At 66.3% G+C, this 25,568-nt stretch carries 16 protein-coding genes; 8 read left to right on the forward strand and 8 right to left on the reverse strand.

Features of this window, described 5'->3' with window-relative positions; translation table 11 throughout:
* The first annotated feature begins 37 nt into the window (after positions 1–37).
* Together rluD and pgeF are read left to right on the forward strand one after the other, a co-directional pair.
* Positions 38–1,027 (forward strand): 23S rRNA pseudouridine(1911/1915/1917) synthase RluD, encoded by a 990-nt coding sequence (gene rluD, locus IFT65_RS07870; RefSeq protein ID WP_188324766.1) that lies wholly within the window; start codon positions 38–40, stop codon positions 1,025–1,027.
* Complete coding sequence (gene pgeF, locus IFT65_RS07875) at positions 1,024–1,794, forward strand: peptidoglycan editing factor PgeF (protein WP_192080998.1); 771 nt, start codon at positions 1,024–1,026, stop codon at positions 1,792–1,794. The genes rluD and pgeF overlap by 4 nt, the downstream gene beginning before the upstream one ends.
* Positions 1,795–2,697: 903 nt before the next feature.
* Here the strand turns inward: pgeF and otsA are convergent.
* The 4 genes from otsA to IFT65_RS07895 all read right to left on the reverse strand — a co-directional run bounded on the left by otsA (position 2,698) and on the right by IFT65_RS07895 (position 9,172).
* The gene (otsA, locus tag IFT65_RS07880) at positions 2,698–4,062 is read right to left on the reverse strand and encodes an alpha,alpha-trehalose-phosphate synthase (UDP-forming) (RefSeq protein WP_188324764.1); all 1,365 of its coding nucleotides are present in this window, start codon (positions 4,060–4,062) and stop codon (positions 2,698–2,700) included.
* Positions 4,059–5,840 (reverse strand): glycoside hydrolase family 15 protein, encoded by a 1,782-nt coding sequence (locus IFT65_RS07885; protein ID WP_192080999.1) that lies wholly within the window; start codon positions 5,838–5,840, stop codon positions 4,059–4,061. Before IFT65_RS07885 ends, otsA begins: the two co-directional genes overlap by 4 nt.
* Before the next feature lie 36 nt (positions 5,841–5,876).
* A complete protein-coding gene (gene otsB / locus IFT65_RS07890; protein ID WP_192081000.1) occupies positions 5,877–6,635 on the reverse strand; it encodes a trehalose-phosphatase in 759 nt (252 codons plus the stop codon).
* A 107-nt stretch (positions 6,636–6,742) separates the two neighbouring features.
* Positions 6,743–9,172: a TonB-dependent receptor gene (locus IFT65_RS07895; RefSeq protein ID WP_192081001.1), complete on the reverse strand. Its 2,430-nt coding sequence runs from the start codon at positions 9,170–9,172 to the stop codon at positions 6,743–6,745.
* Between the two features lie 255 nt (positions 9,173–9,427).
* Between IFT65_RS07895 and IFT65_RS07900 the strand changes: the two genes are divergently transcribed.
* From IFT65_RS07900 to IFT65_RS07915, 4 genes are all read left to right on the forward strand, one after another.
* Positions 9,428–9,904: a DUF3574 domain-containing protein gene (locus IFT65_RS07900; protein ID WP_192081002.1), complete on the forward strand. Its 477-nt coding sequence runs from the start codon at positions 9,428–9,430 to the stop codon at positions 9,902–9,904.
* Positions 9,871–10,767, forward strand: a complete 897-nt coding sequence (locus tag IFT65_RS07905) for an SH3 domain-containing protein (protein ID WP_342365873.1) — start codon at positions 9,871–9,873, stop codon at positions 10,765–10,767. Before IFT65_RS07900 ends, IFT65_RS07905 begins: the two co-directional genes overlap by 34 nt.
* A gap of 74 nt (positions 10,768–10,841) precedes the next feature.
* Complete coding sequence (locus IFT65_RS07910; protein WP_188324759.1) at positions 10,842–12,560, forward strand: thiamine pyrophosphate-dependent enzyme; 1,719 nt, start codon at positions 10,842–10,844, stop codon at positions 12,558–12,560.
* Between the two features lie 176 nt (positions 12,561–12,736).
* Positions 12,737–14,329: a hypothetical protein gene (locus IFT65_RS07915; RefSeq protein WP_192081003.1), complete on the forward strand. Its 1,593-nt coding sequence runs from the start codon at positions 12,737–12,739 to the stop codon at positions 14,327–14,329.
* A 158-nt stretch (positions 14,330–14,487) separates the two neighbouring features.
* On the opposite strand, the gene IFT65_RS07920 is transcribed toward IFT65_RS07915, so the two are convergent.
* Positions 14,488–15,198, reverse strand: a complete 711-nt coding sequence (locus IFT65_RS07920) for a glutathione S-transferase (RefSeq protein ID WP_192081004.1) — start codon at positions 15,196–15,198, stop codon at positions 14,488–14,490.
* Positions 15,199–15,384: 186 nt separating this feature from the next.
* Between IFT65_RS07920 and clpB the strand changes: the two genes are divergently transcribed.
* Positions 15,385–17,970, forward strand: a complete 2,586-nt coding sequence (gene clpB, locus IFT65_RS07925) for an ATP-dependent chaperone ClpB (protein ID WP_188324756.1) — start codon at positions 15,385–15,387, stop codon at positions 17,968–17,970.
* Positions 17,971–18,024: 54 nt separating this feature from the next.
* Here clpB and IFT65_RS07930 read toward each other — a convergent pair whose 3' ends face one another.
* Together IFT65_RS07930 and IFT65_RS07935 are read right to left on the reverse strand one after the other, a co-directional pair.
* The gene (locus IFT65_RS07930; protein ID WP_192081005.1) at positions 18,025–20,409 is read right to left on the reverse strand and encodes a M13 family metallopeptidase; all 2,385 of its coding nucleotides are present in this window, start codon (positions 20,407–20,409) and stop codon (positions 18,025–18,027) included.
* Positions 20,410–20,576: 167 nt separating this feature from the next.
* On the reverse strand, positions 20,577–22,529 hold the full coding sequence (locus IFT65_RS07935; RefSeq protein WP_192081006.1) for a M20/M25/M40 family metallo-hydrolase: 1,953 nt from the start codon (positions 22,527–22,529) through the stop codon (positions 20,577–20,579).
* A gap of 194 nt (positions 22,530–22,723) precedes the next feature.
* Between IFT65_RS07935 and IFT65_RS07940 the strand changes: the two genes are divergently transcribed.
* The gene (locus tag IFT65_RS07940) at positions 22,724–23,605 is read left to right on the forward strand and encodes an AraC family transcriptional regulator (RefSeq protein WP_192081007.1); all 882 of its coding nucleotides are present in this window, start codon (positions 22,724–22,726) and stop codon (positions 23,603–23,605) included.
* 192 nt (positions 23,606–23,797) lie between these two features.
* Here IFT65_RS07940 and ybaL read toward each other — a convergent pair whose 3' ends face one another.
* Positions 23,798–25,501, reverse strand: coding sequence for a YbaL family putative K(+) efflux transporter (gene ybaL, locus IFT65_RS07945; protein ID WP_188324752.1), 1,704 nt, complete (start codon positions 25,499–25,501; stop codon positions 23,798–23,800).
* Positions 25,502–25,568 lie beyond the last annotated feature (67 nt).

The raw sequence follows: 25,568 nt of genomic DNA on the forward strand, positions 1-25,568 counted from the left end.
GCCGGGATCCCCGATTTCGTCTTGAAAAGTTGCCGCCATGTCCGATTCCTCTGCTGAACAGGCCCGCCAGGCCACCGTCCCCGATACCGCTGCAGGCCGCCGCTTCGATGCGGTGCTGGCCGAGCTGTTTCCGGAATACTCCCGCTCCAAGCTGACCGAATGGATCAAATCCGGCGATGTGCTGCTGGACGGGGTCACCGTGCGCGGACGCGACCCGGTCCGTGGCGGTGAGGTCGCCACCCTGAACGCTGTGCTGGAAACCCAGACCCACGCCGAGCCGGAAGACATCCCGCTGGATGTGCTGTTCGAGGATGAGCACCTGCTGGTGATCAACAAGCCGGTGGGCCTGGTGGTGCATCCGGGTGCCGGTAATTCCAGCGGCACGCTGGTCAACGCACTGCTGTACCGCGATGCGTCGGTGTCGGCGCTGCCGCGCGCTGGCATCGTGCATCGCCTGGATAAAGATACCAGTGGTGTGATGGTCATCGCCCGCACCATCCAGGCGCAGACCGCCCTCGTGGAGCAGTTGTCCGAGCGCCAGGTGCACCGCCAGTACCTGGCCGTCGTGGTGGGGGCGCTGGTGGCCGGTGGCACGGCCGACGCGCCGATCGATCGCCACCCCCGTGACCGCCTGAAAATGGGCGTGCGCGAAGACGGCAAGGAAGCGATCACCCACTACCGCCTGCGCGAACGGTTCCGCGCGCACACCGCGCTGGAATGTCGTCTGGAGACGGGCCGTACCCACCAGATCCGTGTGCATATGGCGCATCTGCGCCACGCGATCGTCGGTGACCAGTTGTACGGCGGTGCGTTGAAGCTGCCGAAGGGCGCCAGTGACGAGCTCGTCGCTGCGCTGCGCGGATTCAAGCGGCAGGCACTGCATGCCGAGACACTGGAATTCAACCATCCGATCACCGGGGAGCCGGTGCGTAACACCGCCCCCGCGCCGGCGGACATGCTGCAGCTGATGAAAGCCCTGCACGACGACAGTAAGGCCTTCGCCGAACGCGAGCGGAACCGCTGGTGAGTGGGGGTGCGCTGCCGTTGCTGACGCCGGATTGGCCAGCCCCGGCCGGCGTGCACGCGTTGACCACGCGGCGGTACGGAGCGGGGGTGTCGCAGCCTCCGTTCGACCAGTTCAATCTGGGCAATCGACACACCGCTGACGGCGACATTCCCGCCAGTGTGGAGTCCAATCGTCGCCTGTTGCAGGAGGGGCTTGGCCTGCCTTCCACGCCGCATTGGCTGCGGCAGGTCCATGGCACGACGGTGCTGCGCTTTGATGCAGCGCCTGCGGAGGGAAGCGGCGAACCGGTCGCCGATGCCGCGGTGACATCGGTCCCCGGTGTCGTGCTGGCCATCCTGACTGCCGACTGCCTGCCGCTGGTATTGGCTGCGCGCGATGGTAGGGAGGTGGGCGCTGCCCACGCAGGGTGGCGGGGGCTGGCTGACGGGATGTTGGAGCAGACGGTCGCGGCGATGGAGACGGCACCGGCCGATCTGGTGGCATGGCTGGGTCCGGCAGCGGGCCCGGCGGAGTATGAAATCGGCGAGGACGTCTACCGGGCGTTCGTCGGGCACGATGCCGCGGCGGGCGCTGCCTTCGCGGCGACGCGGGCGGGGCATTGGAAGGTCGACCTGTACGCACTTGCGCGGCAGCGGCTGCAGGCGGCTGGCATGAACGCAGCCGATGTCCACGGTGACACGCTGTCAACGATCGCAGATCCGGGATTTTTCTCGCACCGGCGAGACCGCCGTACCGGGCGCATGGCCACGCTGGTGTGGATGGCGTAGCGCCGAGCCGTGCTCGTCGGAATGTGTCCGCCCACGTCCCGCTGCGCTCGCCGACCATGGGTCGGCGCTACCGATGTCCGATGCTCTGGTAGCGCCGAGCCGTGCTCGGCAGCGTGTGTCCGGCCACGGCCCGCTGCGCTCGCCGACCAGGGGTCGGCGCTACCGATGTCGGACGCTCTGGTAGCGCCGAGCCGTGCTCGGCGGAATGTGTCCGGCAACGGCCCGCTGCGCTCGCCGACCATGGGTCGGCGCGACCGATGTCGGATGCTTTGGTAGCGCCGAGCCGTGCTCGGCGGAATGTGTCCGGCCACGGCCCGCTGCGCTCGCCGACCGTGGGTCGGCGCTACCGATGTCGGGTGCTCTGGTAGCGCCGAGCCGTGCTCGGCGGAATGTGTCCGGCAACGGCCCGCTGCGCTCGCCGACCGTGGGTCGGCGCTACCGACGTCCGATGCTCTGGTAGCGCCGAGCCGTCCTCGGCGGAATGTGTCCGGCCACGGCCCGCTGCGCTCGCCGACCATGGGTCGGCGCTACCGATGTCCGATGCTCTGGTAGCGCCGAGCCGTGCTCGGCGGCGTGTGTCCGGCCACGGCCCGCTGCGCTCGCCGACCGTGGAACGGCGCTACCGATGTCGGATGCTCTGGTAGCGCCGAGCCGTGCTCGGCGGAATGTGTCCGGCCACGGCCCGCTGTGCTCGCCGACCGTGGGTCGGCGCTACCGGTGGCGGATGCACTGGTAGCGCCGAGCCGTGCCCGGCGGCGTGTGTCCGGCAACGGCCCGCTGCGCTCGCCGACCGTGGGTCGGCGCGACCGATGTCGGATGCTCTGGTAGCGCCGAGCCGTGCTCGGCGGAATGTGTTCGGCCACGGCCCGCTGTGCTCGCCGACCCTGGAACGGCGCTACCGGTTCAGGCTTCCAGGGCCTGCAGGAAGCTCTGCCGCCAGTGATTGATGTCATACGTGCGCAGGTGCTCCATCATCGCGTGCCAGCGCTCCTGGCGGCGTTTCAGCGGCATCGTGGCAGCGGTGGCAATGGCATCGGCCACGCCGTCCAGATCATGCGGATTGACCAGCAGCGCCTGCTTCATCTCATCGGCCGCACCGGCCAACAGGGACAACACCAGCACCCCCGGGTTCTCCGGATCCTGCGAGGCCACGTATTCCTTGGCGACCAGGTTCATGCCATCGCGGAGCGGGGTCACCAGTCCCACGGCCGCCGCCCGGTAGAAGCCGGTCAGCGTGGAATGGGTGAAGTTCTGGTTGACGTAGCGCAGGGGCGTCCAGTCCGGTGCGGCGTGGCCCCCGTTGATGTGTCCGGCGATCTGCTCCAGCTGGCTGCGCAGGTGGCGGTACTCGGTGACGTCGCCGCGTGAGACGGGCGCGATCTGCAGATAGGTCAAGCTGCCATGCTGGTCAGCGTGGCGTTCCAGATAACGCTCGAATCCCTGGAAGCGCTCCGGCAGGCCCTTGGAGTAGTCCAGCCGGTCCACGCCGATCGCCAGCTGCCGGTTGCGCAGGCTGTTGCGCAGGTCCTTGACCGCGGTCTTGTTGGCGGCCGCCTTGGCCTGCTGGGCGATACGTTCGGTATCGATGCCGATGGGAAAGGCCGCCGCGCGGAAGTGCCGACCATCCGGGGCTTCCAGTTGGCCATCGCCGAGCACGCGCCCCCCGCCGAACAATCGCAGATAGGTCTGGAACCGATCCGCATCGCGCTGGGTCTGGAAGCCCACCAGGTCGCAGGCGTACAGCGAGGAAAACAGGCGCAGATGGTCCGGCATCGCCTGCAGCAGATCGGCCGACGGCATCGGCACGTGCAAGAAGAAGCCGATCCGGCAGCCGATGCCGCGCTCGCGCAGCATGGCCGCGAGCGGGATCAGGTGGTAGTCGTGGATCCAGACGATGTCGTCCTCGCGCAGCAGCGGCGCGAGTTTGCTGGCGAACAGCTCGTTGACACGGTGGTAGGTCTCGCGCGTGCCCCGGTCGTAGTCCACCAGGTCCAGGCGGAAGTGCAGCAGCGGCCACAACGTGCGGTTCGCGAAGCCGTTGTAATAGCCATCCACGTCGCGCTTGTTGAGGTCCATGGTGACGTAGCGGATGTCACCCTCGACCTGTTCGTGCAGCGCGCCGCTGTTTTCCTTGACCGACTTGCCACTCCAGCCGAACCACACACCGCCGCGCTCCTTCAGCGCGGCGAGCAGGCCGACCGCCAGGCCGCCGGGCCGCGTGTCGCCGGGGATCGCAACCCGATTGGAAACAACGACGAGCCGACTCACGAGGCCTCCTGCCAGGAACGCGACAAGCGCATAGCCGCGGTGATCAGACCCACGTGCGAGTACGTCTGCGGGAAGTTGCCCCAGGCCTCACCGGTCTCGAAGGACAGATCTTCGGACAGCAGGCCCAGATGGTTGCGGCGCGACAACAGGACCTCGAACATCGCGCGTGCTTCGTCCATGCGACCGATCGCGGCGAGTGCGTCGATGTACCAGAACGTGCAGATGGTGAAACTGGTCTCCGGCTCGCCGAAATCGTCCGGCGCGACGTAGCGGTACAGCGCATCGCCATGCTTCAGGTCGCGGCCGATGGCTTCGACGGTGGCGACGAAGCGCGCATCTTTTGCTTCGATGAAACCGATGTCCGCGAGCAGCAGCAACGAGGCATCCAGGCGGTGGCCGCCGAAGGCATCGGTGAAGTGGCCGAGTTCTTCACTCCACGACTCGCGCATGATGCGCTGGTGGATGGTATCGGCGCGACCGCGCCAGTAGTCTGCGCGGTCGTCGAGCTTCAGGCGCACGGCGATCTTGCACAGGCGATCACAGGCGGCCCAGCACATCGCCGCGGTGTACGTATGCACTTCGGTGCGGCCACGGAACTCCCACAGGCCGGCATCGGGAACGTCGTGCAGCAGGAACGCCTGTTCGCCCAGCGGCTCCAGGCGCGCGAACGCATGCTCATCGCCGGGGTCCTGCAGGCGACGGTCGAAGAACAGCTGGGTCGAGGCCAGCACCACGCTGCCGTACACATCATGCTGGCGCTGCACCCAGGCCAGATTGCCGCGGCGCACCGGGCCCATGCCACGGTAGCCGGACAACGAAGGCACTTCGTGCTCGTCCAGCGTGGCCTCGAAGCCGATGCCGTACAACGGCTGCAAGGTGCCGTCGGCGGTGGCGAGATTGAAGATGTAGCCGAGGAACTGCTCCATGGTGCGGGTAGCACCCAGGCGGTTGAGCGAACGCACCACGAAGGCCGCATCGCGCAGCCAGCAATAGCGGTAATCCCAGTTGCGGATGCTGCCGGGTGCTTCCGGGATGGACGTCGTCATGGCGGCGATGATCGCGCCGCTGTCCTCGTACTGGCACAACTTCAGCGTGATCGCGCTGCGGATCACCGCGTCCTGCCACTCCAGCGGAATGGAAAGATAGCGGACCCACTCGCGCCAGTAATCCCGCGTGCGCTGGAAGGCTTCCTGCACATAGCCGCTGAGTGAGCGGTTCAGGGATTCGTCCACGCCCAGCACCAGGTGGACGGGATGGTTGAGGACGAAGGGCAGGCTCTCGCGCACGAAGCGGATGGGCACATCGGTGGTCAGGCGCAACACGTGGTCAGGCAGGACCCAGCGCACGTGGTTGCTGCCCCAGGTGGAGTCCGGCACGCGCTGGCCCCAGTCTGCCAAGGGCCGCGCCAATACGCGGATGCGCGGGCTGCCCGAGATCGGGCGCACCTGGCGGATAAGGCTGACGGGCCGGTAGAAGCGGTCGTTCTGGCGCCAGCGCGGGGCGAAGTCGATGATCTCGATCGCGCCGCCGTGGGTATCGCGCAACACCGTCCGCAGGATCGCGGTGTTGCTGAAGTACTCCTGCTCGGTGCTGTCCAGGTCCTCCAGTTCAACGGTGAAGTCACCGCCTTCCTGTTGGTTGGGGCTGAGCAGGGCACAGAAGGTGGGGTCACCGTCGAAGGTAGGGAGGCAACTCCAGACAACGCGGGCCTGGCGGTCGATCAACGCACCAAAACTGCCGTTGCCGACAACGCCGAGGTTCAGATCAGGGTGGGTCATGGGCGGAACATCTCGTCTGCAGCCGTGGGGGCCGGCCTACCAGGCATTCTCACGCAACCATGCGTGCACGCTGCGTATGTCCTTGAGCTGGAACACCGCCATGCTGGGGTCACGTTCACCTACCAGCACGCTCCAGCCATGCAGGCTGTTGGCGGCCTCGAAGCCGTGTTCGTCCGTCAGGTCGTCGCCCAGGAACACCGGCAGGCGCCCACGGAAGGGCAGGTACTGCATCATCCGGCGTACGGCGCGGCCCTTGTCGCTGCCGACCGGGACGAATTCGACAACATGGTCGCCGGGTTGCAGCCGATAGCCGGCGTTGCCGCGGATATGACGGTCGGCGAACGCGCGGACCTGCTCGGCCGCATGCGGTGCGGCACGCCAGTGCAGGGCCATGCTCGGACCCTTGTCTTCCACCAGCACACCAGGGTGGCCATGGGCAAAACGCATGGCCTGCTGGTGCAGTGCATGCAGCCACTCGGTGGTGCTTTCATCTTCGGTGGTGTCGTGGACGGTGCCGGAGGCGTCGCGGAGCTGATGGCCATGCAGGCCCGCGGCGGGCAGGTGCATGGGGGCGAACAGCGCATCGAGCTGGGCCAGCGGGCGGCCGCTGACCAGGGCGACGGCGCCCTCGAGTCGGTCACTGATGCGACCGATGGCCTCTCGCACTTCGGGCAACAACGTCACCGCGTCGGGGCTGTCTGCGAATTCGATCAAGGTGCCATCGACGTCGAGGAACAACGCGCAGGCGTCGTCCAGCAACGGTGGCGGCGGACGTAGGGGAAGGTCGTTTGCCATGCCGGGCACGATGCCAGCGCCGGTGTGAGCGCCAGGTCATCGCGGTGTAAAGCGCGGGGTCGGATCGCCTTCGCTGTGCGCAGGCGATCCGACCCCGGCGTCCGGCCTCAGAACGTGTAACGCACCCGCCCATAGAAGTACGCGCCGTTGCTGCCGATCGGTGACAACACGTCGTAGGGCAGATTGCCGTAGTAGTAGATGTCTTCGTTGGACAGGTCGGGATAGTTGTCAGTCAGATTCTGGCCACCGATCGCCACGCTCCACTGCGGGGTGATGCGGTATTCCGCTTCCGCGTCCAGCTGCCACTCGGCCTGGTAGGTCTGGGTGGGCTCGAAGCCACCGCCGAAGTTGAACACCCGCGTGGCGCTGCCATGCCGGCTGACACGGCTGGTCAGTGACCAGCGATCATTGCTCCACGAGGCAGAAAACTGCGCACGCGTACGCGGGGTTGCATCGGTGAGGGTGTTGCTTTCCTCCACGCCGAACAACACATACGCTGGATCCAGCGCTTGCAGCGCCGCAGGGGTCGGCAGCACGTTCTTGAGCTCGGTCTTGGCGTATGCCCAGGTGCCGGTCAGCTGCAGCTGGCCATTGCCCACGGCATGCCGCCAGTTGGCGACCAGTTCGGCACCCCGGGTGCGGGTATCGGCGGCGTTGACGAAGAAGCTGGCGCTTTCAAGGCCGGCGACGCCGTACTGCTGCTGCACGAATGCTGTCAGCGCATCGCCGGTGATCGCTTCGGACAGCGCAATGCGGTCATCGATGTCGATCTGGAACAGGTCCAGTGACACGTCGAAGTTCTCACCGATGCGGCTGGTGAAACCCAGGCTGGTGTTGAGCGACTTCTCCGGCTTCAGGTCGCTGGCGCCGAGGCCGCGGGCGATCGGATTGTTCACCGACAGCAGCCGCCCCTGCACCAGTTGGCCTGCGGCGTTATAGCCGGTGGAGGTGGACTCGTAGCCGATCTGTGCCAGCGAAGGTGCCCGGTAGTTGTTCGAGACCGAGCCGCGTACGGCGAAGGCGGGAGTGAACTCGTAGCGCAGGCCGAGCTTGCCGGTCAGCTCGCCGCCGAAATCATCGTGATGCTCGTAGCGCGCCGCGACATCACTGGAAAGGTGCTCGCCGAACTGACTGGAGACGCTGGCGTAGACGCTGGCGACGTCGCGGGCGAGGTCGGCTGCGTCCTGTGGGGTCAGGCCGCCGCCCGCCTGCGAGCCGGTGGGCCGGTCGGTGAACGGGCCGGCCGCATAGCTTGCTGGATCGCCCGGGCGCGTTTCATAGCGCTCATGGCGGGCTTCGGCGCCCACGCCCACGCTGTGGGTGATGTCCTCGCCCTGCTGGAAAACCCGGCCAAGGTCGAGGTTGGCCACGGTCTGCGCGTACTGGTAATCGGCGGTCTTGAAGCGCGTCGGGCTGGTCGGGCCCAGCGATGCGTTCAAGGTGTTGCGCATGCGGTAGGTGAAGTCGTTCTGGCCGAAGTCCAGGCTGGCGTCATAGGTCCATTCGCCCCACTGCCCACGGGCACCGGCCACCGCCTGCACGTCGCGGTTCTCGCCTTCGGAGATCGGGCGGTAGCCGTTGGGATAGAGCTCCTTCCAGTTCGCTTCGCCGTCGGGGTAGCGGAAGTAGTTGGCGCCCTCGCTGTCGCGCTGGTTGTAGGTACCGAAGGCGTAGAACGTACTGGTTTCGCCGAACGGGATCTCCGTGTTCAACCAGGCGTTGAGGTCCTTGCTGGCACCGTCGCCCAGGACGTAATTGCGCTGGCCCCGCAGCGCCAGGTTGGCATCGGTCTGGTCCCACGGCGGGATCTGGTCGAAGCCGGCGCGATTGGTGGCTTCGCGGTTCTTGTACTCCACGCCGACGCGCAGGAAGCCGCCGTCGTCGCTGAGTGCGGTGCCGACGTTGGCGCTGAAATTGCCGGTCTGGCCATCGGTCAGGGTGCGGCCGATCGGCTTGAGGTCGGTGTGGTGTGCGCCGAAGCTGGCCTCGATGGCGCCACCTTCCGGCGTGTTGTCCAGGATCACGTTGATGACACCTGCCACCGCGTCCGATCCGTACAGCGCGCCGGCACCATCGCGCAGCACTTCGATGCGCTTGATCGCGCTGACCGGGATGGCGTTGAAGTCCACCGGTGTGGTGCCGCGGCCGATCTTGCTGCCGGTGCTGACCAGTGCGCTGTGGTGGCGGCGCTTGCCGTTGACCAGCACCAGTACCTGGTCCGGCGACAGGCCACGCAACTGCGCAGCGCGCACGTGATCGGCACCGCCCGAGTTGGACTGGCGCGGGAAGTTGAAGGAGGGCAGCAACGATTGCAGCGCGCTGCCGAGCTCGCCATTGATCACGCCGGCCTTGCGGATGTCTTCTGCCGTGAGCACGTCCACCGGCGAAATGGACTCCAGCACGGTGCGGTCCGATGCGCGGGTGCCGGTCACGATCACCGTGTCCAGGTTGGTGGCGTGCTGCGCGGTGGCCAGCAGGGGGAACAGTGCGAACGCGATGGCGACGCCCAAGGGCGACGCGGTCAGGCGGTGGGACATGGAAACTCCGGTTGCGGGCACGACATGGGGAAGGGGCAGGATGGTTTCAGTTACATCCATCCGGATATAGCGATATATTATCTTGGCGTGATGGGAGATGCGACGCAAGTCCCTCTTTTTCATCGCATCAGCTGATGCCGCATTGGCATGTGGGTGGTTGCAGTTGCAACCTGTGCGGCTGTGTAGGCTGTGTCGTTGCGTGTCGTCCGCCGAGGAGACTTCGGCGTTACCGTGGGGTTCTGGAGAGTGTTGAAGATGAAGCGTTTTGCCGTACTGATTGCCTTGGCGTTGGCGACCACCGGGTGCACCACCTTGTCGGCGGGCACGCCGGCGGCATCGTCTGCCACCGCGGCCCTGCAGGGCGATGCCGCACGTCCGGCCAACGCCAACGGGTGGGTCCGCAGCGAGCTGTACTTCGGCGTAGGTGAGGAACGCGGTGCAGGTGAGCGCGAGCAGGCCAACACCATCAGTGACGCGCAGTGGCGCGCGTTCCTGGACAAAGAGGTGACGCCGCGCTTCCCCGATGGCTTGACCGTGTTCGATGCGTACGGTCAGTGGCTGTTCCGCGGTGACCCGGAACCCAATCGCCTGCGTACCAAGGTGCTGGTGGTGCTGCACGAAGACAGCCCGCAGCGCCGTGCCGACATTGAAGCGATCCGCCTGGCGTGGAAAACCGCGACCAAGCACCAGTCCGTGCTGTGGTCGCGCCAACCGGTGGAAGTGTCCTTCTGAACGCGCTGCGCCATGGGCTGCTGATCGCCGTGCTGGGCGGCTCCGGTGGCGTGGACGAGGTCGGTGCACAGGACCGCGAATCGATCCGCTTCGACGTCGCACCGGGTGTGCCGGTCGAGGCGACGGTGCGCGACGAGGGCGGTGTCGAGGTGCGCATCGGCAGCGCGGGTGCGATCCAACAGGTGGCGGGTGTGGCCGACGCGGATGGCAAGGCGCGGCTGGACCATGAGGACGTCGACTTCGACGGTCACCTGGATCTCGTGGTGCGGGCGAGCGTGGGGCAGGTCAACGAGGCGGTGGCGGTCTACCGCTATGACGCGGCCAGTGGGCGGTTGCAGACGCTGCGCGTGCCGTCCGGCACGCAGGCCAACTGCGATGGGTTGTGGTCGCTCACGGTGGATGTGTCCAGCCGGACGCTGGTCAGTACCTGCCGTGGCGGGCCCATGTGGTACACCGACCTTTATCGCTACGCGGGCGACGCGCTGTACCTGTATCGCGTCGAGCGGATGATGATGCTGGAGACGCCAGCGCTTGAGGCGGTGTTGGACGTCGACGTCGCCGAAGACGCTGGCCCGCTGGCGGTCTGGAGCACCTTGGCGGCCGACGGTCGCGTGCTGGAGAACGCGGTTGCCGGTGGCCTGGCAGTGCCCGCGCATGGCGTGCCCCTGAAGGGCGTGACGGCGCGTGTTGTCGCATCACGCCAACCGCTGTATGCCGCACCGGGAGATACGAGCACGCGCCGCTATCTGGTTGCCGGCGACCGCGTTGAGCTGTTGGACGAGCGCGATAGCTGGCTGCAGGTGCGCTACCGCAATCCATCCAAGGGACCGGTGCTGGGCTGGGTGCCCGTCGCTTTGCCATGACCGGCGGCATGCCTACGGCGGTGTCACCGGAGGGGGCTTAGACTCCGGCGTTCCCCCTCCAGGAAGCCAAGGCCATGAGCAAGCGCGTCGCCGATATCGTTGTTGAGACCCTGCAGCAGGCGGGCGTACGACGCTGCTACGGCATTGTCGGCGACACCTTGAACCATGTCACCACGGCAATCCATGGCAGCGAGATCGACTGGGTGCACGTACGCCACGAAGAGGTGGCCGCGTTTGCCGCCGGTGCCGACTCACTGATCAGTGGCGAGTTGACCGCGTGCGCGGGGTCGTGCGGGCCCGGCAGCCTGCACTTCATCAACGGCGTGTTCGAGAACAATCGCAATCGCGCGCCCATGGTCCTGATCGCCAGCCAGATCGTTACCAGCGAACTGGGCATGGAGTTTCCGCAGGAGGTCGATTTCAAGGCGGTGTATGCCAGTTGCAGCGTGTTCTGCGAACAGGTGTACAGCGCCGAGCAGGCGCGCCGCGTGGTGACCCTGGCGTGCCAGGCGGCGATCAGCCGACGTGGCGTGGCGGTGGTGATCCTGCCGTCCGACATCAGCGAACAGGCGGTCAAGCACGATCCGCCGTTCGCGGTGCATCGCGCGCAACCGGTGCTGCGTCCGTCGGACGAAGAGCTGCTGCGTATCGCCGAGCTGATCGGCCTGGGCAAGCGCATCGGCATCTATGCCGGTGCCGGCTGCGAGGGCGCGCATGCGCCGCTGCTGGAGCTGGCGAGGCGGCTCAATGCGCCCATCGCCCACACATCGCGGGCCAAGGATTTCGTCGAGCCTGAAAATCCCTTCAACATGGGCATGACCGGCATCTTCGGCATCGAATCGGGGTTCCACACGGTGATGGAATGCGACACGTTGCTGCTGCTCGGCGCGGACTTCGCGTGGGGCCAGTACTATCCGGACAAGGCCACCATCATCCAGGTCGACCGCGATGGCAGCCATCTGGGCCGGCGCCATCCGGTGGACCTCGGTGTGGTCGGCGACATCCGGCCTACGCTGGAGGCGTTGCTGCCGATGCTGCCGCCGCGCGAAGACAGCGACTTCCTGGATGAGTGCATCAGCCACCGCGACAAGGCCCTGGCCAAGCGCGCCGCGGAGGAAGCGCCGGGTGAAGGGGGCCTGATCCACCCGCAGTACCTGACCGCGCTGCTGGACCAGCACGCGGCCGACGATGCGCTGTTCACCGGCGACTGTGGCTCGCCGATGGTGTGGCTGCTGCGCCATATCCGCGTCAACGGCCGCCGGCGTACGCTGACCAGTCTGCTGCATGGCACGATGGCCAACGCCATGCCGCAGGCGCTGGGACTGCAGAAGGCCTTCCCCGGCCGGCAGGTGGTCGCCCTGTGTGGCGACGGCGGCCTGACGATGCTGATGGGCGATCTGTTGACCGCGGTGCAGGAAAACCTGCCGATCAAGATCGTGGTGTTCAACAACGGCTCGCTCAACTTCGTAGAGCTGGAGCAGAAGGTAGAGGGCCTGTTGGACTACTACACCGAGTTGAAGAATCCGGATTTCGGCAAGCTCGCCGAGGTGATCGGTTTCCATGGCCGCACCGTGACCCGCAGCGAAGAGCTGGCGCTGGCCGTGCAGGACCTGCTGGCACACCCCGGTCCGGCATTGCTCGATGTACACACCACGCCCACCGAGCTGGTGATGCCGCCGCAGGTCGAGGCCGGGCAGGTGGTGGGCACCGCGCGCTACATGGCCAAGGCGGTGCTGGCCGGGCGTATCGGTGAGGTCAAGGACCTGCTGGCGGACAATTTCCTGAAGCGCTGAGGCAGCTGGCGCCGGAGCCCTCCCGAGAGGGGAGGGCTCTGCGCCCGGGTGCAGGAAGGTGCGGCCCGTGGCCGCGGTGATGCCCGGGTCGGGATGTTTCAGCACGAACCATCATTGGCATCCGGGCTTCGCGAGGCCTACCATCGGCGGTCCCCACACCCCCCCACCGCCCCCACATGTCCGTTCCTGCTCCTGCCGCTTCGCGGCGCTGGTTCGTCGCCGGCGATCTCAATGGTTTCTTCGGCCTGGTGGTCGACAATCTGTCCATCCTCGGTTTCATCGCCATGGCGTTGGTGGGGATGTTCCAGTTCCCGGCCGAGGTGGTGTTCACCCGCATGTTCCCGGGCACCGCCTTTGGTGTGCTGGTCGGCAACGTCCTGTACACCGTCATGGCGCGGCGGCTGGCAGCGCGCACCGGGCGCGACGATGTCACCGCGATGCCGCTCGGGCTCGACGCGCCGACCAGCATCGGCATGGCACTGCTGGTACTGGGGCCGGCCTTCGTGGCCTTCAAGGCGCAGGGCATGGACCCGAACGCCGCAGCGATTGCTACCTGGCAACTGGGCATGGCCTCGCTGGTCATCATGGGCCTGCTCAAGCTGGTGCTCTCGTTCTTCGGCGAAGCGGTGACCCGCGCATTGCCGCGGGCCGCGTTGCTGGGCTCCATCGCAGGCATCGCGCTGGTGCTGATGGGCCTGTTGCCGCTGCTCGAAACGCTGCGCTCGCCCTTGGTCGGCTTCGTCACCCTGGGCCTGCTGCTGTATGTGCTGATCGCCAAGGGCAAGCTGCCGGTGCGCGGGCCTGGCGTACTGCTGGCCTTCGTCTTTGGCACCGCGCTGTATTACGGACTGGGCATGGCGGGGCTGGGTGCGCCCGGCTTCCAGATACCGGTGTGGGCAGCGCCGCAGATCGTGCTGCCGCTGCCGACGCTGGGCTTCCTCGACGGCATGCCGACGGCGATGACCTATCTGCCGCTGCTGTTGCCGTTCGGGTTGTTGATGGTGGTCGGTGGCATCAACGTGTCCGAGAGCGCGCGCGCTGCCGGTGATGACTACCGCACGCGTGACATCCTGCTGGTGGAAGCCGTCGCGACGCTGGTCGCGGGTGTCTGTGGCGGCGTTGCACAGACCACGCCGTATATCGGCCAGCCGGCGTACAAGCACATGGGCGCGCGTAGCGGTTACACCCTGCTGACGGGGCTGTTCATCGGAATCGGCGGCATGCTGGGCATCGTATCGGGGCTGGTGCAGTGGCTGCCGCTGGCGGTGCTGGCACCGATCATCGTCTACGTGGGCATCGACATCACCACCCAGGCCTTCCAGGCCACGCCGAAACAGCACGCCGGTGCGATGGTGCTGGGTTTCCTGCCATCGGCGGCCTACCTGTTGGCGATCAAGGCGCCAGGCTGGATCGCGCCGGAGCAGTTGGTGGCCATGCTGACCAAGGTGGATGGGCATGGGCTGCCCGAGCTGGCGGTGATCTTCGCGCTGGGCAATGGCTTCATCATCACCTCGATGCTGTGGATCGCCACGGTGGCGGCGATGGTCGACGGGCACCTGCGCCGGGCCTGTGGCTTCCTGCTGGTGGCTGCAGGGCTGACCCTGTTCGGGCTGATCCATTCGGTGGATCCCCGCGGTGGCATCTACCTGCCGTGGGACCTGCAGGGCCTGGCGCGCATCATCAGCTGGCAGTTCGCCGGGGCCTACGTTGCGCTGGCCGTGCTGCTGGCCCTGCTGTCGCTGCAGAAGCAGCCCGTTCCCCGCCCATGACGACCGCCGGTCGCTGACGGCCAGCGGCCGTCACTACCGTGCCATTCCGGCATCGGTAACCGTGTCATTCCGCCACCGGTAGCGCCGAGCCATGCTCGGCGAGCGCAGCGGCAAGCGCCGACGCCAGGCGCCGACACTCAGCGGCCGTCTCTACCGTTTCATTCCGGCGCGTCCAGCTCCGGGTAATGGCGGAAGATGCCATTGGTGTTGAAGGCCAGGCGCCGCTCGGATTTCAGATACGCGGCAATGCCCGGCCGTTTCTCCACGCGGTCCTTCAGCGCTGCAAGCAGTGGCAACGAAGGCCACAGCGTGCGCATCCGCTGCGGGAACATGTAGTCCAGCCCGCTCAGCAGCTGGAAGAGCGACAGGTCGACGTAAGAGTGCTCGCGCAGCGGGTGCCGTCCGCCGTTCTCCTTGATCACGTTTTCGAAGTAGTCGAGGAACTTGGGCATCCGTTCTCCGCGCATCGAAGCTGCCCGCGCCTTCGCCTCGGCTTTCTGGTCTTCGTAGTACGCCGACGCCGCGATGGGGTGGTGGGTGTCATGCACCTCGGCGACCAGGTCGGCAATGGTCAGCTGAAGCTGCACGGCCTGCGTGCGTCGCGATGCGGCATGCGGCACCAGGTCCAGCGTGGGGCCGAGGAAATCCAGGATGGCGGCCACCTGTGCGATCACCTGCCGGCCGGCCTTGAGGAAGGGAGGGGCAAACGGGCGGCCCCCCTCGGCCTTGCCGGCGAGGAATGCGTCCATCACCTCATCCCCGTGTTCGCGCGCCATGTCGGTGTAACCGGCGCCGGCATCCTCCAACGCCAATCGGACGAACTCGCCACGCCCCTGGATCCCGGTCCAGTAATAAAGCTCGTAATGCATGTCGGTCCCGTGTCATGAAGGCGACGCCAGTATGTGACGCGGAAGGGCAGGGAACGGTGAGCATGGCCTGCACACCCTGTTTCCTCCGTCTGGCCGATGATCTCAGATGCCCTTGAAACCGGCGGCAGCAGCCGCATCTGGTGGGTAGTGCCGGCGTGGCCGGCTTCTCATGATCGAGGATCTGACATGCGGATGGACAAGCTCACCTCGCGTTTCCAGCAAGCGCTGGCGGACGCGCAGTCGCTGGCCGTAGGCCGCGATAATTCCATCGTTGAACCGGTGCACGTGTTCAGCGCCCTGTTCGACCAGGCCGGTGGCAGTACCCGGCCCCTGCTGTCCCAGGCGGGCGTCAATGTGACCGTGTTGCGTGAGCGCTTGGACGAGGCGCTGGCGGCATTGCCGAAGGTTTCCGGGCAGGCCGGTAACCTGTCCATCGGCAACGACCTCAACCGGTTGCTCAACCACACCGACAAGCTGGCACAGCAGCAGGGCGATGCCTTCATCGCCAGCGAATGGTTCGTGCTGGCGGCGCTGGAAGATGGCGGCACCCTGGGCATGGCGCTGCGCGCTGCCGGTGCCGACAAGGCGCGCCTGCAGGCGGCCATCGACAAGCTGCGCGGCGGCGAGAAGGTGCAGTCGGAAAGCGCAGAGGAACAGCGCCAGGCGCTGGAAAAGTACACCATCGACCTGACCGCGCGCGCTGAGAGCGGAAAGCTCGATCCAGTGATCGGCCGTGACGAGGAGATCCGACGCACCATCCAGGTGCTGCAGCGACGCACCAAGAACAATCCGGTGCTCATTGGCGAGCCCGGCGTGGGCAAGACCGCCATCGTCGAGGGTTTGGCCCAACGCATCATCAACGATGAGGTGCCCGAAGGCCTGCGTGGCAAGCGGGTGCTGTCGCTGGACATGGGCGCGCTGATCGCCGGTGCGAAGTTCCGCGGTGAATTCGAAGAACGCCTGAAAGGCGTGCTCAATGATCTCGCCAAGAGCGAAGGGCAGGTCATCCTGTTCATCGACGAGCTGCACACGATGGTCGGCGCAGGCAAGGCCGACGGGGCGATGGACGCCGGCAACATGCTCAAGCCGGCGCTTGCGCGCGGCGAACTGCACTGCGTCGGCGCCACCACGCTGGATGAGTACCGCAAGTACATCGAGAAAGACGCCGCGCTGGAGCGTCGTTTCCAGAAGGTGCTGGTGGGTGAGCCGTCGGTGGAGGACACCATCGCCATCCTGCGCGGCCTGAAGGAAAAGTACGCGGTCCACCATGGCGTGGAGATAACCGATCCGGCGATCGTCGCGGCCGCTACGCTGTCGCACCGCTACATCAGTGACCGGCAGCTGCCGGACAAGGCCATCGACCTGATGGACGAGGCCGCCTCGCGCATCCGCATGGAGATCGATTCCAAGCCGGAAGAGCTGGACCGACTGGAGCGCCGGTTGATCCAGCTGAAGATCCAGCGCGAGATGCTGAAGAAAGAAAAAGACGAGGCGTCCCGGCAGCGCTTGGCGGACCTCGAGAGCGACATCGACGCGCTGGAGCGTGATTTCTCAGACCTCAACGAAGTCTGGAAGTCGGAGAAGGCGGCGCTGCAGGGCGCAACCCGGATCAAAGAGCAGATCGAGCAGGCGCGGCTGGAGCTGGAGTCGGCGCAGCGCCGGCAGGATTTTGGTCGCATGAGCGAAATCCAGTACGGCCAGTTGCCGCAACTGGAGAAGCAGCTCGCTGCCGCGCAGGAAGCCGAGAACACCGAGTTCAAGCTGGTGCAGGACCGCGTTACGGCCGAGGAAATCGCAGAGGTGGTTTCCCGCTGGACCGGTATCCCGGTCAACCGCATGCTGGAAGGCGAGCGCGAGAAACTGCTGCGGATGGAAGACGAACTGCACCGGCGTGTGGTGGGGCAGGAAGAGGCCATCAAGGTTGTGTCCGATGCGGTGCGGCGCTCGCGTGCGGGTCTGTCCGATCCTGACCGACCGAGTGGCTCGTTCCTGTTCCTGGGCCCCACCGGCGTGGGCAAGACCGAGCTGTGCAAGGCCCTTGCCGAGTTCCTGTTCGACAGTACCGATGCGATGATCCGCATCGACATGAGCGAGTTCATGGAGAAACACAGCGTCGCTCGTCTGGTCGGTGCGCCTCCCGGTTACGTCGGTTACGAAGAGGGTGGCTACCTGACCGAAGCCGTGCGTCGTCGTCCGTATTCGATCATCCTGCTGGACGAAGTGGAAAAAGCGCATCCGGATGTATTCAACATCCTGCTGCAGGTACTCGACGATGGCCGGCTGACCGATGGCCAGGGCCGCACCGTGGACTTCCGCAATACGGTCATCGTGATGACGTCCAACCTGGGTTCGCACCAGATCCAGGACATGAGCGGTGATGATTCGCCGGAGGCCTACACCCAGATGAAGGCCGCGGTGATGGGCGTGGTGCAGGCGCATTTCCGCCCGGAGTTCATCAACCGGCTGGACGACATCGTGGTGTTCCACCCGTTGGACAAGCAGCAGATCAAGCAGATCGCGCGGATCCAGATGCGTGGCCTGGAATCGCGGCTGGCCGAGCGCGGCTTGAAGCTGCAGGTCAGCGACGCGGCATTCGAATCACTGGGCACAGCGGGCTTCGATCCCGTCTACGGGGCGCGGCCGTTGAAGCGCGCGATCCAGTCGCAGCTGGAGAACCCCCTGGCGCAGAAAATCCTGTCAGGTGAGTTCAGTAGCGGCGACACGATTGGCGTAGAAGCCGAGAACGGCAGGTTGCATTTCAGCGTGCGTTGAACATGCGCTGCAGCGGCCAGGGTCTACCTGGCCGCTGCAGCTGAGGTCAGAGGATCAGAGAAAACGAATCTGCTGGTCGGCAGGCCCTGCCATAGCCATGCCGGCGGTGCAGTTGAAGGCTGTGCTGAACTCCCGCATGTTCGACGGCGCACCGTCTGCGCGCACAGGTTCAGGCGGATGATTGTCGATGGCGCGATCAAGCTCAGCCCGCTGCGGAGTTGAAATGGCTCGACGTGCCATCGCGTAGGCGATGAAGAATCGCTGCTCGCGGGTCTTGCCATCGATCATCGGATCCGGCGTCCCCGCCGTCGCCTGCCGCATTGCCTGCAATGCGATGGAGAGCCCACCCAGGTCCGCCAGGTTCTCATCAAGGGTCAACTCACCGTCCACCGCTTCACCGTCACCCTCGTAACCGCTGAACTGCCGGGCAAGCCGGTCTGCGCGTGCGTCGAACTGCTGCCGGCTGTAGGGCGTAAGCCAATCGCCTTCGTGACCACGCTCGTCGAAGGAGGTGCCGACCGTGTCGAATCCGTGGGCGATTTCGTGGCCGATGATCGCGCCGATGCCTCCGTAGTTGAGGGCGGCGTCGGCGTTGGCGTCATGGAAGGGAGGCTGCAGCAGTGCGGCCGGGATCGCGATCAGGTTCAGCGAGACGTCCTGGTAGGCGTTCACTGTCTGCGGCGTCAGCTTCCAATGGTGGTGATCGGCGGGCTGGCCCAACTGGGCCCCATTGCGACGCTGGGCATGTGCCCGCACGGCCTGCATGTTTTCCAGGAACGAGTTGCGCCCGGTGCCGACATCGCTCCAAACCGGCCATTGGCTGGGATGGCCGACCTCGATGCGCTGCGTGTTCGCTTTCTGCATCGCCCTTTCGCGGGTCTCAGCGTCCATCCAGTCACACTGGGCGATCCTGTTTTTCAGCGCAGAGGTCAGCTGCTGGGTAATGGTCTGCAATGAACGTGCAGTATCAGCGGGAAACGCAACCTGCGCGTAGGCCGGGCCCATCGCGTCCCCTGCTGCCTGCTGGATCATGCCGAGTATCCGCGCAAAGCGGGGCACGCGGGATCTGCGGCCCTTGATCACCCCGCCATGAAACGCATCATGGGTGTCGACGAAGGCGGTGGACAGACACGGAGCCGCGTCGTCGGTGGCATGGAAGCGCAGGTAGGCCCTCCAGGTCTCCAGTGGCATGTCCTTGAGCAGGGTATCGAGCTTCTGGAAGAAGGTCGGCATGCCCAGTGAGAAGGTGGCAGGTGGCTGCAGACCCTGGGCGTGGAAGAAGCGCCGCCAATCAAGGTTGGGTGTCTGTTGTCGAGCCTGCTCGGGGGTGACGATGTTGTGGAACACGGAGATATCGGTAGCCAGTTTGGAGAAAGGTACCGAAGCCGCCGCCAGCTCACGCTCGATCAGTAGGATTTCCGGCGCCAGCCTGTCGGCGTCACTGCGGGGCATACCGGAAAGCACAAGCGTTTCCACCACGTGCGCGCGGTATGCATCGATGAGGAGGCGTCCTTTTTGCGGGTCGTCGTACCACTCGCTGCTGGGGAGGCCCAGACCGGATTGCGCGAAATACCCGATGTTGGTCGCCGGGTCTTCGAAGTCGGGACGCACGGTAAAGGTGAACAATGGATTGGCGTCACGCCGGGATGCATCGAACAGGTACTCGATGAGCGCGTCTGTGTCCCCTACCGCTTCGATGGCATCCAGCGCAGGTTGCAGAGGCCGGCGGTCGGCCACCTCGATACCCACTTCATCCATGCCTGTTGCCCACAGGTCACCGATCACCTTGGCTGGCTTGTCCGGCGTCCGCTCGATGGCCATCTGTTCGGCCAACTGCTGGCAGACCAGCAGTGCATTGGTGCGCAGGTGATCGAGCGTGCCCAACTGGGTTCTACTGGGCTGCAGCGTGGTCGTCTCTTCCCACCGCCGGTTGACGTGTGCACCAAGCGAAACGCAGGGGGAAATGCCCGGTTCCAGGTCACTGACATTGAAGCGCATCGGCGGCAGCAGCCGCTGCGGATCGAGCCTATAACGCGGGAGGGGCGGATACGTGACCGGGGCCGGCGCTTCGGCCGCACCGTCGGCGGTGACCGGGTCGCGGTGGAGCAGATAGCCGGCCGTGGCTGCTGCCGCCCAGAAGGCGGTCACGCCGGCAGCCGTCACTGCAGCCGGAGCGCACTGCCGGGGATGGCGCAGGCAGGTGGCCACCGCCGCGTCAGTGGCGAGGTTGACGACGGCCGTCGGAGCACTGCCCAGCAGCGGGTCGTGCGCGGCAGCCGGCGCCGCGGCCGCCCTAATGTCATGCAGCTCGATGCCGGTGTCCATCGCCTGCGCGGCGGGTGGCCACCCGGACGCGGGGCGAGGTGGCGGATGCGCCGCCTGCGTGGCCGGTGCAGGACGGTGGGCGAGTGCGGGCAGCGCGGTGCTCAACAGCAGCATAAGCGCCAACTGGTTGCTCGCCCCCTGCAGATTGAGTCCCGGCGGTTGTCGACCATAGCGCTGTTGGCATGTCGCAATGTGGGAGGGCGCAGCCAAACCGCGATGTTTGCGCTGGTAGGCGCCTTGCTGCTGACGGGCCTGCGTGGCATTGATGGGCATGGATACGCTCAGCTGTTGAGTGTCGTGGGGGGCACGCCAGCGGCATCGGCGTTCCATTCAAGGTGGCGCACGCCATCCAGCAGCGCGTTGGCGAAGTCCACCGCCATCGCAGGATTGACGCGGTGCAGGCGATCGCGTTCGCTGTGGATCATCGTGGGCGGTGCATTGGGGTGCGCATCGCGCAGCGCTTTGTACTGGTGATAAGCGCTGGCCGCTGCCTGGTAGCGTGTCTTCAGAATGCGCGCCTCCTCTGCGGGCAGCGGGGCCGTGCCGCTGTTCTGCGCCTGCCAAGCGCGCCAATCCACTTCGGCATCACGCGCCTGCCATGTCTTGCGAGCGTCCTCCAATTGTCTCCACAGCGCGGCATCTGCGGCGCTCACCTGGGTAACGGCGAGGCAGGGGATGGAGGCGTTCTGGAATGCGATATTGTCCGATGTGATCCACGGGCTGTGATCGGGGGACGCAGGTACGAAGCCCTGCGTGGCCAGGCGCTGTTCGAGCTGCTCACGCGCCTGCTGCTCCACCGGACTGACCGCCGGCGCACGCAGGTACATCGTGGGTTTGCCCAGATGCGGCGAGCCAGCCAGCCCATCGGTGCCGGTCAGCGCATAGCCGTGCCCGCCGCGACCGGTCATGTCCACGTTGATGACGAAGGTCGGGCAGTCGTCCCGCTGCAGGCATTCGTCCACGTACGCGCGCGCACCCAGGAAGCCGAGTTCTTCGTTGGAGGTGACCAGCAATTCGACCTGGGTGCCGGCGAGGGACGGGTCCTCTTTCACCTGGCGGGCGATGTGCAGCAGCGTCGCAACGCCGGATGCATTGTCGTAGGCCCCTTCCGAGCCCCGGGAGCGTCCGATCATATCGCCATGGGCAACCAGCAGCAGCCGCTTCGCAGGGGGGGCCGCAGCGGCCGTCGGCAACGTCACCTGCAGATTGAAGGCTTCGCTGCCATCGGCAATGCCCAGATGCTGCAGTCCATGCAGAACGTACGGCACCCGCGTCACCGGTCCGGCGTCACGCTCCAGTAGACGGGCGATAGCCTCCAGCCTCCGTCCATTGGCCTCTTTCCAGCGCTGCTGGATGTCGTCTGCGGTGCCCTGCCGTCCACTGGGGACGCTGGCGGTGCTGGCCACGATGAATTCAATGTCGTCCTGGAACGCGGCCACGCTGGGCGTATACAGACCGGCAAGCACGTCGGCCAGCTCAAGCAGCGTGCTGTCGGCGGGCAAGGCCGCCGCGTCTGCGCCTGCTAGTGGCCAGCCGTCCTGCACCGACGGCGTCGACGGTGCGACCGTGCGCGCCACCATCTGCTGCAGCTGGGACAGCGTGGCCGGTGGCAAAGAGTGCAGCAGCGCGTTGATGGCCTCGGCGCGGCAGGCACGGTCACCCCCGCAATCGCGCGCGACCTGCAGCAGTGCCGCTTCCATCGGCGAGGAGGTGCCATCGGCCGATACCACGCTGGCCTGTTGTACCGTCTGCTGCACTTGGTCGCGGATAGGGACGCTGGGCGAGGGCAGATGCGGAGGCACGGGCCGCGGCGGCCGCCCGAAGTCCCATGTCTCACGGGAAGGCTGGAAGCCGCTCTGTGCATTGAGGTAAACCAGCCCGCCGAAAAAGCCCAGCGTGCCCAGCATCGTGGCGGCCGCGCAGGTGCGGGGCGCCAGCACGCACGCGCCCAGCGCGGCATTGCCGATTGACCTGATGCCGCCGCACCCTGCTGGCGGGGCAGTACCTGGTACCGTGGTGTACTCCGGTATGGCCTGCGCCGCAGGCACCAGGGCGGTGAGCAGCAAGGCGGCGGTGAGCAGCTGCGCCGGATGGTTGCCCACGCGCAGGGCAGGGCCATGCTGGCCCCATGCGGCGTGCTTGCGGGATTCGCGAGAGGCGGGCGCGGCGCCGTGGTGGCGGTTCTGGAATGCGCCCTGTGTGCGTCGTGCCGCACTGACCTGGTCGACAGGCATCGTGTCTGATCCTTTCCTGGACAAGGCTGCAGGTTGGCGTGCGCCACGCCGGTGCAGATAGGGGCGAATGCGACCTGATGATGCAGATGCGCATTTTTTGTCAGGCTCGGTCATGCTGCCATTGCGCAAGATCGGGCACGCGCCTGGGCCGTATCCCCTGCATCCTGCACGCAGCCTTCCAACGGGAACCCGACATGAGCCACCTCGCCCAGCTGCGCCAGCGCCACGGAATCGACCGCGTGATCGAACATCTCCAAGCCTGCCTGCGCGCAGGCACGCCCTTGCCGGAGCTGGAAACGCTGGCGTCGATCGCTCATCAATCGCCGTTCCACTTCCACCGCCTGTACCGCGCGTTGACCGGGGAAACGCCGGGGCGCACCGTGGCGCGCCTGCGGCTGCTGCAGGCACTTCAGTTGCTGGCGCTGGCGGAAAGCCGCATCACGGATGTCGCCCTGAGCGTGGGCTACGAAAGCCCGCAGGCTCTGGCACGTGCCTGCCGCCAGGCACTGCAGGCGACCCCCAGCGCACTCCGCGACGATGCGGTGCTGCGCGGCGATTGGCAGCAGCGGCTATCGCTGCCAGCCGGCGACGCGGTCGATGACCGGGTTCCGTTGCAGGTACGGGTGACGGCGCTGGATCCGTTCGATGTCGTGGTGTTGCGCACGCGCGGTGCGTTCGACGATCTGGACCAGGCCTTCGGTCGGATCCATGCGTGGGCTGCGGGGGAAGGGCTTGCCGAGCAGTTGCAGCAGCTGGCGGGCATCGCACTGAACGACCACCGTGATGTGCTGCCGGATGCGTGCCTGTTCGACTGCGCGATGGGCTTCGGTCCGCTGCAGGGGCAGGTGCCTGCACCGTTGCGGGTGATGACACTCGGCGGTGGCGACCACGCCGTGCTGCGGCACGTGGGCAGTTACGCAGGACTGGAAACGGCCACTGACGTGCTGCTGCGCCACTGGCTGCCCGACAGCGGACGCGCGCTGCGCGATGCGCCGTTGTATTACCAGTACCTGGACGACCCGGAAGAAGTGCCCGAAGCGATCCTGCGTGCGGACATCTGCATCCCGCTGCAGTGACGCGGTAGAGCCGACTTCAGTCGGCTTCCATCACGCCGGACGGTAGAGCCGACTTCAGTCGGCTTCCATCTCACCGGGACGGTAGAGCCGACTTCAGTCGGCTTGCATCCCCCCAGCCGACTGAAGTCGGCTCTACCTTCAAGCCAGCCGACTGAAGTCGGCTCTACCCCCACGGCAGGCCGCTTCGGCGGCTCACACCACCGGGATGGGGTGTGGCTGACCCATGGTGCGATAGGGCGGCGTGGACATGATCATCTCGGCCAGCGAGTACGCCAGTTCGCGCTCGGCCATCACCGTGCCGTCGGCACCGTGTTCCAGCAGGTGACGTACTTCCGCATCGCTGTGGGCGCGGGCCAGCAGGGTCAGGCCGGGATTGATCGCGCGCAGCTTGGCCAATGCCTCGCCGGCTTCCAGGGGCTGCGGAATGGCCAGCACCGCGATCTTGGCGCGGTCCGGATGGGCTTCGGCCAGCACCTTGTCCGCTGCAGCGCTGCCCCGGATTGCGGCGATGCCGGCCGCATGTGCGCTTTCCACGTGCTCCTTGTTGTCATCGATCACCAACACCGGCACGCCTTTGTCGCGCAGTACGGCGGCCAGCTCGCTGCCCACCCGGCCGTAACCGATCACGATGGCGTGGTCATGCAGGTCGCGTGAGGGGCCGGCGGCCTCTTCTGCCTCGGCGATGGCCGGTTGCAGGGCCAGCTGGCGGGCCTGCCAACGGTCCAGCAGACCGAATACCAGCGGGTTCAGCATGATCGACACCAACGCACCGGCCAGCACCAGTGATTGCCCGGTCTCCGGCAGGATCTGCAGTGCAACGCCCAGGCCGGCGATGATGAAGGCGAACTCGCCGATCTGCGCCAGACTGGCCGAGATGGTCAGTGCGGTACTGGTCGGATGGCCGAACGCACGCACGATGAAGAATGCGGCGGCCGACTTGCCGAACATGATGATCAGCACGGTTGCGAGCACCTGCCACGGGTGCTCGACGATGATCATAGGGTTGAACAGCATGCCCACCGAGACGAAGAACAGCACGGCGAACGCATCGCGTAGCGGCAGCGAATCGGTAGCGGCCTTGTGGCTGAGCTCGGACTCGTTCAACAGCATGCCGGCGAAGAACGCGCCGAGCGCGAAGGACACGCCGAACAGCATGGCCGAACCAAATGCCACACCGAGCGCGATGGCCAGCACGGCCAAGGTGAACAGCTCGCGCGAGCCGGTGCCGGCGGTACGCTCAAGGATCCACGGAATGACCCGCCGACCGACGACCAGCATCACCGCTACGAACAGCCCCAGCTGCACGAAGGTCCAGCCGATGTCGGCCAGCACGCTGCCGATGCTGTGGTTTTCCTTCGCGGCATCCGGACCGAACACGCCGGCCAGCACCGGCATCATCACCAAGGCCAGCACGCAGGCCAGATCCTCGACGATCAGCCAACCCACTGCGATCTTGCCACGCAGGCTTTCCAGCAGACGGCGCTCTTCCATCGCCCGCAGCAGCACCACGGTACTGGCGGTGGCCAGCGAGAAGCCGAACACGATGCCATGGATGGCGGGCCACCCCATCAAGCTGGCCACACCCCAGCCGAGCAGGGTGGCCACCAGGATCTGGCCGATCGCACCGGGAATGGCGATGGCTTTGACGGCCATCAGGTCCTTCAGCGAGAAGTGCAGGCCGACGCCGAACATCAGCAGCATCACGCCCAGTTCGGCCAACTGGTTGGCCAGTGCCTGGTCGGCGACAAAGCCGGGAGTGAAGGGCCCAACGCAGATGCCAGCAACCAGATACCCGACCAGTGGAGACAAACGCAGCTTGTTGGCCAGCGCGCCGAAGATGAAGGCGAGCCCGAGGCCAACGGCGACGATGTTGATCAGGTCGGTGTCATGGTGCATCAGGTCTCGCAGGCAAATCGGGGGATGTCCCGATTTTCACCGATGGGGGCCGATACAGCAAACGCCG

This window comes from Stenotrophomonas sp. CFBP 13725 (genome assembly GCF_014841935.1).
Taxonomy (GTDB): Bacteria; Pseudomonadota; Gammaproteobacteria; order Xanthomonadales; family Xanthomonadaceae; genus Stenotrophomonas.

Bases quoted from the DNA above. Each gene is read 5' to 3' on its own strand.
- rluD (WP_188324766.1), top strand. From the start codon at position 38: ATGTCCGATTCCTCTGCTGAACAGGCCCGCCAGGCCACCGTCCCCGAT.
- IFT65_RS07885 (WP_192080999.1), bottom strand. From the start codon at position 5,840: ATGACCCACCCTGATCTGAACCTCGGCGTTGTCGGCAACGGCAGTTTT.
- otsB (WP_192081000.1), bottom strand. From the start codon at position 6,635: ATGGCAAACGACCTTCCCCTACGTCCGCCGCCACCGTTGCTGGACGAC.
- IFT65_RS07895 (WP_192081001.1), bottom strand. From the start codon at position 9,172: ATGTCCCACCGCCTGACCGCGTCGCCCTTGGGCGTCGCCATCGCGTTC.
- IFT65_RS07900 (WP_192081002.1), top strand. From the start codon at position 9,428: ATGAAGCGTTTTGCCGTACTGATTGCCTTGGCGTTGGCGACCACCGGG.
- IFT65_RS07910 (WP_188324759.1), top strand. From the start codon at position 10,842: ATGAGCAAGCGCGTCGCCGATATCGTTGTTGAGACCCTGCAGCAGGCG.
- IFT65_RS07915 (WP_192081003.1), top strand. From the start codon at position 12,737: ATGTCCGTTCCTGCTCCTGCCGCTTCGCGGCGCTGGTTCGTCGCCGGC.
- IFT65_RS07920 (WP_192081004.1), bottom strand. From the start codon at position 15,198: ATGCATTACGAGCTTTATTACTGGACCGGGATCCAGGGGCGTGGCGAG.
- clpB (WP_188324756.1), top strand. From the start codon at position 15,385: ATGCGGATGGACAAGCTCACCTCGCGTTTCCAGCAAGCGCTGGCGGAC.
- IFT65_RS07930 (WP_192081005.1), bottom strand. From the start codon at position 20,409: ATGCTGCTGTTGAGCACCGCGCTGCCCGCACTCGCCCACCGTCCTGCA.
- IFT65_RS07935 (WP_192081006.1), bottom strand. From the start codon at position 22,529: ATGCCTGTCGACCAGGTCAGTGCGGCACGACGCACACAGGGCGCATTC.
- IFT65_RS07940 (WP_192081007.1), top strand. From the start codon at position 22,724: ATGAGCCACCTCGCCCAGCTGCGCCAGCGCCACGGAATCGACCGCGTG.
- ybaL (WP_188324752.1), bottom strand. From the start codon at position 25,501: ATGCACCATGACACCGACCTGATCAACATCGTCGCCGTTGGCCTCGGG.